At 43.1% G+C, this 6,350-nt stretch carries 9 protein-coding genes and 1 tRNA gene; 6 read left to right on the top strand and 4 right to left on the bottom strand.

All coding sequences use genetic code 11. From position 1 onward, the window contains the following. Positions 1-9 precede the first annotated feature (9 nt). The 5 genes from D6856_RS08015 (at position 10) to D6856_RS07995 (ending at position 1,831) form a co-directional block, all read left to right on the top strand. Complete coding sequence (locus tag D6856_RS08015) at positions 10-120, top strand: IS3 family transposase (protein ID WP_442861331.1); 111 nt, start codon at positions 10-12, stop codon at positions 118-120. A gap of 141 nt (positions 121-261) precedes the next feature. Next, positions 262-744, top strand: a complete 483-nt coding sequence (locus D6856_RS08010; protein ID WP_120686464.1) for an RNA polymerase sigma factor — start codon at positions 262-264, stop codon at positions 742-744. 67 nt (positions 745-811) lie between these two features. Then, entirely contained in the window at positions 812-1,393 is a 582-nt protein-coding gene (locus D6856_RS08005) for a hypothetical protein (RefSeq protein WP_147367818.1), read from the top strand. Positions 1,394-1,500: 107 nt separating this feature from the next. Next, complete coding sequence (locus D6856_RS08000; protein WP_120686462.1) at positions 1,501-1,731, top strand: transposase; 231 nt, start codon at positions 1,501-1,503, stop codon at positions 1,729-1,731. Next, a complete protein-coding gene (locus D6856_RS07995; RefSeq protein WP_158588871.1) occupies positions 1,709-1,831 on the top strand; it encodes an IS3 family transposase in 123 nt (40 codons plus the stop codon). Before D6856_RS08000 ends, D6856_RS07995 begins: the two co-directional genes overlap by 23 nt. Positions 1,832-1,920: 89 nt before the next feature. On the opposite strand, the gene ybaK is transcribed toward D6856_RS07995, so the two are convergent. Further along, positions 1,921-2,391, bottom strand: a complete 471-nt coding sequence (gene ybaK, locus D6856_RS07990; RefSeq protein ID WP_120686460.1) for a Cys-tRNA(Pro) deacylase — start codon at positions 2,389-2,391, stop codon at positions 1,921-1,923. 31 nt (positions 2,392-2,422) lie between these two features. Beyond that, entirely contained in the window at positions 2,423-3,046 is a 624-nt protein-coding gene (locus D6856_RS07985) for a VOC family protein (RefSeq protein WP_120686459.1), read from the bottom strand. A 144-nt stretch (positions 3,047-3,190) separates the two neighbouring features. Between D6856_RS07985 and D6856_RS07980 the strand changes: the two genes are divergently transcribed. Further along, complete coding sequence (locus D6856_RS07980; protein ID WP_158588870.1) at positions 3,191-4,618, top strand: lysophospholipid acyltransferase family protein; 1,428 nt, start codon at positions 3,191-3,193, stop codon at positions 4,616-4,618. 138 nt (positions 4,619-4,756) lie between these two features. Here D6856_RS07980 and D6856_RS07975 read toward each other — a convergent pair whose 3' ends face one another. After that, positions 4,757-5,914: a hypothetical protein gene (locus D6856_RS07975; RefSeq protein WP_147367817.1), complete on the bottom strand. Its 1,158-nt coding sequence runs from the start codon at positions 5,912-5,914 to the stop codon at positions 4,757-4,759. 221 nt (positions 5,915-6,135) lie between these two features. Then, positions 6,136-6,220, bottom strand: a tRNA-Leu gene (locus tag D6856_RS07965). Between the last annotated feature and the right edge of the window lie 130 nt (positions 6,221-6,350).

Below are 6,350 nucleotides of genomic sequence, written 5' to 3'. Positions count from 1 at the left end.
TACGAAGAATTGAAATCTGAAATAGAACGATATATAAAGTATTATAACGAACAAAGAATCAAAGAGAAACTAGGATGGATGAGTCCTGTTCAATACAGGCTCCATCTTTTAGCTGCATAAAGAAAACGAGACGACCAAAGTCGTCTCGTAAAAAAGTCTAACTTTGAGGGGTCACCTCAGTGCGAGGCCCCTTTATTTTTTTGTAACCTTTCTTACTTTTCGATTGTAATATTAATATAAGGCTTTATTGAGGAGTAACAAATGAGAATACCTGTACAGGAACTGGTAGAAATGTACAAGAATAACATTTACGCCGCGGCGTTTAATATATGCAAAAGTTCTGCTGATGCAGAGGATGTAGTTCAGGAGACGTTTTTACAGTATTACATAACAAAAAAAGAATTTGATGATGAAAAGCACGTCCGATACTGGATACTGAGAGTGGCAATAAATAAAGCAAAAAACATTCAGTCCTCATTCAGACGGAAAAATGAGACGACGTTGGAGGATTATATCGAAACGCTTACGTTCGAGACGCCTGAAAGCAGAGAACTATTTGAAGAAGTTATGAAGTTGCCGGAGAAGTACCGAGTTGTAATCCATCTTTTTTACTATGAGGATTACAGCGTAAAAGAGATAGCGAAGATTCTTAGGGTTACAGAAAGTAGCGTTAAGGTCAGACTTTCGCGTGGACGTGCCAAATTAAAAGAAGTACTCAAGGAGGAATGGGAAGATGAGCAATAAAGAAAAATATAAGAGGGCTTTTTCTGTACTAGAATCCTCCTGCGACTTTACTTTGGAGGAAAAAGAAATGAAAAAAATTAAGATATTTAATGCACATAAGAATCTTTTGACAGCGGCTGCAGTATTATTAGTACTTGTTGTTGGTTCCGGAACAGCATACGCAGCAGACATAGGCGGAGTTAGAGAGACTATTCAGCTTTGGTTTTATGGCAAACAGACGGATGTTACTGTCAATGAGGATGGATCAATTGTGTTTGTTGATAATCAGGGGAAAGTTCATGAGGAAGGGATAATTCATGGCGATGGTTCTCCGGTGACAGCGGAAGATGTGGCTGAAGATTTCAAAGATAGGGTAGATGTGGAAAAGCTTGATGATGGTACAGTACATGTTTATTATCATGATCGGGATTATGATATCACAGATAAGATTGTAGATAAGGATCAGAAAGAGTCGCACGCGGATGCGATTATAGCCAGAGAGTGTCATTTGCATATTGTAGGAGTTGATCCTGAAGTATATGTGGATATAGAATTCGATGAAAACAATGAGGAGCTTACGCTGGGCTATGGTCCGAATCCGAATGGTTGTGCTGAAGAGAAAGATTCAAAGGTTATTTGGCCCAATTATGATTATATTGAATTGAACTAATTAATAACCGTATTGACAATAGAAAAAGGGGCCTCGCCCAGATGATTTAATGTACCGACCCCCAAAAGTTAGACCAAAAATCTAACTTTTGGGAGGTCGGTATTTTTATGGCAAAATATGATTTTGATTTTAAGAAAAAGGTAGTCTTAGCATACCTCAAAGGAGAAGGTGGAAGGGACTATTTGGCAAAAAAATACAGTGTAGCTAGTTCACATCATATTCTAGAATGGGTAAATAACTATAATATGTTAGGCGATGAAGGTCTAAAACGATCTCGGAAAAAAGAGAGTTATTCTTTCGAAAAGAAGCTTTCTGTTGTACGAAGAATTGAAATCTGAAATAGAACGATATATAAAGTATTATAACGAACAAAGAATCAAAGAGAAACTAGGATGGATGAGTCCTGTTCAATACAGGCTCCATCTTTTAGCTGCATAAAGAAAACGAGACGACCAAAGTCGTCTCGTAAAAAAGTCTAACTTTGAGGGGTCACCTCAGCCATTTATCAGGCATGTCGGTTTGTAAATTCAAGAACATACATCTGCGTAGGTGAATCTTATGACCTTCGAAAGGTCCTCCGGTGCGACTTCCACCTGGTATCCCACTTTTCCTGCCGAGAAAAAGATCTTGTCGAAATCCTTCGCAGTCTCGTGAATAACGGTGGTAAAGCTCTTTTTCATTCCGATAGGTGAGCAGCCTCCGTGAACATATCCGGTGAGCGGCAAAAGTTCTTTTAACGGAAGCATCGCTACAGACTTCTCGGATACAGCCTTCGCGGCCTTTTTAAGATCAAGCTCTTTTTCCACGGGGATGACAAAAACATAATAGGTCTTGGCCTTTCCTTCCGTGACAAGAGTCTTGAACACTCGCTCCTTGGGCTCTCCGAGGATATCCGCTATCTCGCCGCCCGTAAGACTTGAATCGGGCTCGTAGGAATAGCTCTTAAACTCTATCTTTTTTTGCTGCAAAACGCGCATTACATTGGTCTTTTCGTTCATGTTGTATCTTAGAAACAAGCCTTAAGCGGCATTATCTCTTAAACTCCACGTTTTCTATCTTGGTATTGAATGTCTCGATGAGCTCTAATCTGTCATCTCGCACAAGGCCCCTTAGCGTGTTGGCATACTTCTTGGTCGTATGGAACACAACCTTTGAGATCGACCTGATCCCGTTGGGATGCATATAATCAATAGGCTTGGGATCCGCGCCCTCGAAATAAGTCATGAAAAACGGCATATTGTAATCATAAGTATAGTAGCACTTGTACTTTAGATTTCTGTTCTTGGAATCCGTACGATTGCCCTTCTTGACATACATTCCATCAATTCCGATACTTCTCAGATAGTCCACTTCGCCGTCGAGATTGCCCGCGTCCTTTTCTATGCAAAGACAAGCCCAACCTTCCGGTAACTCTGCCAGATCATTGAATCGCTGTGCAAGTGCTTTACCATATCGAAGCGAAACAAGCTTTCTTTGAAACTTACTGAAACCTCCGCCTTCGACCAACTCTATATATGGTCCTTCGCAGAAATAAATGTAAGCATTGTGTGATTTACACATCTTACCGTATTCAACTGTAAAACCTCTCTGGGTCCACTCCTTGACCGCCTTATCCAGGTCTTTTACCGCATAAATTACATGCCCTAACCTCATCTGATACTGTCCTCCAAAAAATCATTGCCATACCCCTCGATCGGCATCAGATAAAATATCGTTCTATTTCATCCTTGAAATAGATATGTTCATACTTTACTCCATCCTATGATAATAGTAAAGTATTTTAAAGAGGACAATATTTTGAAGATTAAATTAGAACAAAAAAATTATAAAGAAGTAGCGGAAATACCCGCTTACAAGAATAAAACTCCAAGAAAACAGCGTGCGATCTGGCGCAAACTCATGAAGGTTTTGTCGGCAAAAGACCTTAAGGACTGCCGGTTCACCTATGAGTTTAAGGACATGGAAAAGCTCAGCCCTGATGAGCCCTGTCTTTTTCTCATGAATCACTCGTCATTTACGGATCTTGAGATCTTTTCCACGCTCTTTTCAGACAGGCAGTATCACATCGTGATGACTCTTGACGGTTTCGTCGGCAAGGAGTGGCTCATGCGTAGCCTCGGCTGCATCCCCGCAAGGAAATTCATCACAGACATGCCTCTGGTAAAAGATATTGTGCATTGCCTTAAGGACCTCGGCAGCTCGGTGCTCATGTACCCGGAAGCAAGCTACAGCTTCGACGGAACGGCAACTAGCCTTCCTTCAAGTGTAGGCAAATGCTTAAAGCTCTTCAATGTGCCCGTCGTGATGATCACAACCGAGGGCGCTTTCCACAGAGATCCGCTCTACAACGGCCTTAGAAAGCGTGATGTCGCTGTGAAGGCTACGGTCAAGTATCTTTTGTCAGCCGAGGATATCAAGTCTAAAAGCGTAAAAGAGCTTAATGAGATCCTTAAACAGGAATTCTCTTTTGACCACTGGAGATGGCAGCGCGAAAACGGAATCAAAGTCACAGAGCCGTTTAGAGCCGAAGGGCTTGAGCGCGTTTTATACAAATGTCCTGTCTGCGGAAAAGAAAGAACTATGCATTCCACAGACTCTGCTCTCACCTGCAAAAGCTGCGGTGCCACCTGGGAACTCACCGAAGACGGCGCTATGGTGCGTAAGGACGCGGTTGCAGACGGCGACGGCGCTATGGTTCGGAAGGATGCGGCTGCAGGCGGCGACGGCGTCGCGGTTTCTAATGCCGACACCGCTGATGGCGAGATTGCGGCTTCCAAAGCAGGCGCCGCCGGGAACGCGGCGCGTTCCTACGACTTCAGCTATGTCTCTGACTGGTATCGCTGGGAGCGCGACATGGTGAAGAAGGAAATCGCCGAAGGAAAGTACTATCTCGATATCCCCGTCGATATCGTGGTTGTAAAGGATACCAAAGCCGCTTATCAGGTCGGCGAAGGCCGCCTTGTTCACTCTTTAAACGGCTTCGAACTTACGGGATGCGGCGGCGAGCTTGAATATCACCAGTCCGCCAAGAATTCCTATTCGCTCTACGCCGATTATTTCTGGTACGAGATCGGTGACATGGTAAGCATCGGTACAATTGATGTCCAGTACTACTGCTTCCCTAAAGACAAGAGCGTGAATGTCGCAAAGGTAAGACTCGCGACAGAAGAAATGTACAAGCTTAGTATCCCTGAAAGACTCAGAGCTTCTGAAGAGGCGATGTGATATTAGATATAAAAGAGTGGTAATCATTTCAAGGCGCCCCGCCTGCGGCGGTGCTTCACAGCCTTGACATTATTACCACTCTTTTATTATTGGTGATCAACCGTATGTAAGCCGGCTAGCGCCGTTTACATACGGCGATCATAAAACCGCTTCCACTTTCTTTTTTATAGCTTCGAGATTGAGCGGACTTTCTGCGCTTTCTGCAGATAATAACAATGTGTCCCCAAGTATGAGGCCACTCTTTTCATAATCAATAAGCTTCTTTATGTTCTTGATTGCATATTCGGGATTATCAACAAGGCCAAGATGTTCCCAATAGACTGTCTTGTCTTTCCTTACGCTATACAAAGCAAAGTCAGGGTATACCACTCTTCCGTCATGCAGCATAAAGCTTGATTCATAAGCATAGGGAATCTTGAGATTATAGAAGTAATCAGCAAGTATCTTCTCTGATTTTGATCTGACCATTTCGCCTTTGTTGGTCTTATACAAAGGTGCAGCGCTGATTGTGTTCTTCTGCCCCTGATGTTCATCCAGCCATTTATTCACTCTCATCTCCTGTGTTGGCTTAACCGGCGTCACCAGCTCTTTTCTGCCGGCGCACATATTTTCGTATATGCTGTCGATTCTGGCGATGTCATGGTTCTTAAGGAATCTTTCCAGTCTTTTTTCTTGCTTATATAGCTCTTTAATAAGCTTTTCATCATATTCTCGCTGAAGCATGAGCCTTACTTGTTCTTTGTTTTGTGAGGAGATGTACTCTTCCTTATTCGACCCAAGGTTTCTTAAGTAATATTGTTTTACGCCACGACACGATGTAACGCGAATACTACCCTTGGGAAGCTTATTGTATTCTTGCTTTCTCTTCTCAACTCTTTTTATCAAATCTCGTAAATCATTCAATTGAGCTGACAACTCTTTCATATAATCTATCATTATTATTCTCCTTAATTCTGTAGTATAACCGGCATACGCACCGCCGCAGCGAAAGTTTTCTTCTGCAAGCGGTACGGACGCTTTGTTTTGCACCGCTGCTGCGCTTGTTTTTCTCTGTAGGCGGTGCGAGCACTTGTTTTGGCACCGCTGCTGCGCTTGTTTTTCTCTGCAAGCGGTACGGACGCTTTGTTTTGCACCGCTGCTGCGCTTGTTTTTCTCTGTAGGCGGTGCGAGCACTTGTTTTGGCACCGCTGCTGCGCTTGTTTTTCTCTGCAAGCGGTACGGACGCTTTGTTTTGCACCGCTGCTGCGCTTGTTTTTCTCTGTAGGCGGTGCGAGCACTTGTTTTGGCACCGCCCACGCGCAACTTACCCTCCACAAGCGGTGTGGGCGCATAATAATCCCCATTCAATCAATAAATCCATTACAAAAATAATCAAAACAGCGAAATAGTCGGCGAATTGCCAACAGATAAATAGAATTCACATAGCCACAGAAGGGCTTTGTGATATGAATAGTCATGATTTTAACCATGCCTAATTCATGATATAAAAAAAATCAGCTCAACTGAGCTGATTTTCGTGCGGAAGATGGGACTTGAACCCACACGACATAAACAGTCACAAGATCCTTAGTCTTGCTCGTCTGCCAATTCCGACACTTCCGCAAACCGTCGTCATCTCTCTCGTGGCGACTTGTTTATAATAGCAAAGTCTATGCCTTTCGTCAACAACAATTTTCAATTTTTTTAAAAAAAAATAAAGGCCTGCGGAATCGTCATTCCACAGGCCTTTATT

It is taken from the genome of Butyrivibrio sp. XB500-5 (assembly GCF_003625505.1).
Lineage (GTDB): Bacteria > Bacillota > Clostridia > Lachnospirales > Lachnospiraceae > Butyrivibrio.
The sequence above is the reverse complement of the archived record's forward strand: the minus strand, read 5'-3'. Positions and strand labels throughout refer to the sequence as shown.

Bases quoted from the DNA above. Each gene is read 5' to 3' on its own strand.
- D6856_RS08010 (WP_120686464.1), top strand. From the start codon at position 262: ATGAGAATACCTGTACAGGAACTGGTAGAAATGTACAAGAATAACATT.
- D6856_RS08005 (WP_147367818.1), top strand. From the start codon at position 812: ATGAAAAAAATTAAGATATTTAATGCACATAAGAATCTTTTGACAGCG.
- D6856_RS08000 (WP_120686462.1), top strand. From the start codon at position 1,501: ATGGCAAAATATGATTTTGATTTTAAGAAAAAGGTAGTCTTAGCATAC.
- ybaK (WP_120686460.1), bottom strand. From the start codon at position 2,391: ATGAACGAAAAGACCAATGTAATGCGCGTTTTGCAGCAAAAAAAGATA.
- D6856_RS07985 (WP_120686459.1), bottom strand. From the start codon at position 3,046: ATGAGGTTAGGGCATGTAATTTATGCGGTAAAAGACCTGGATAAGGCG.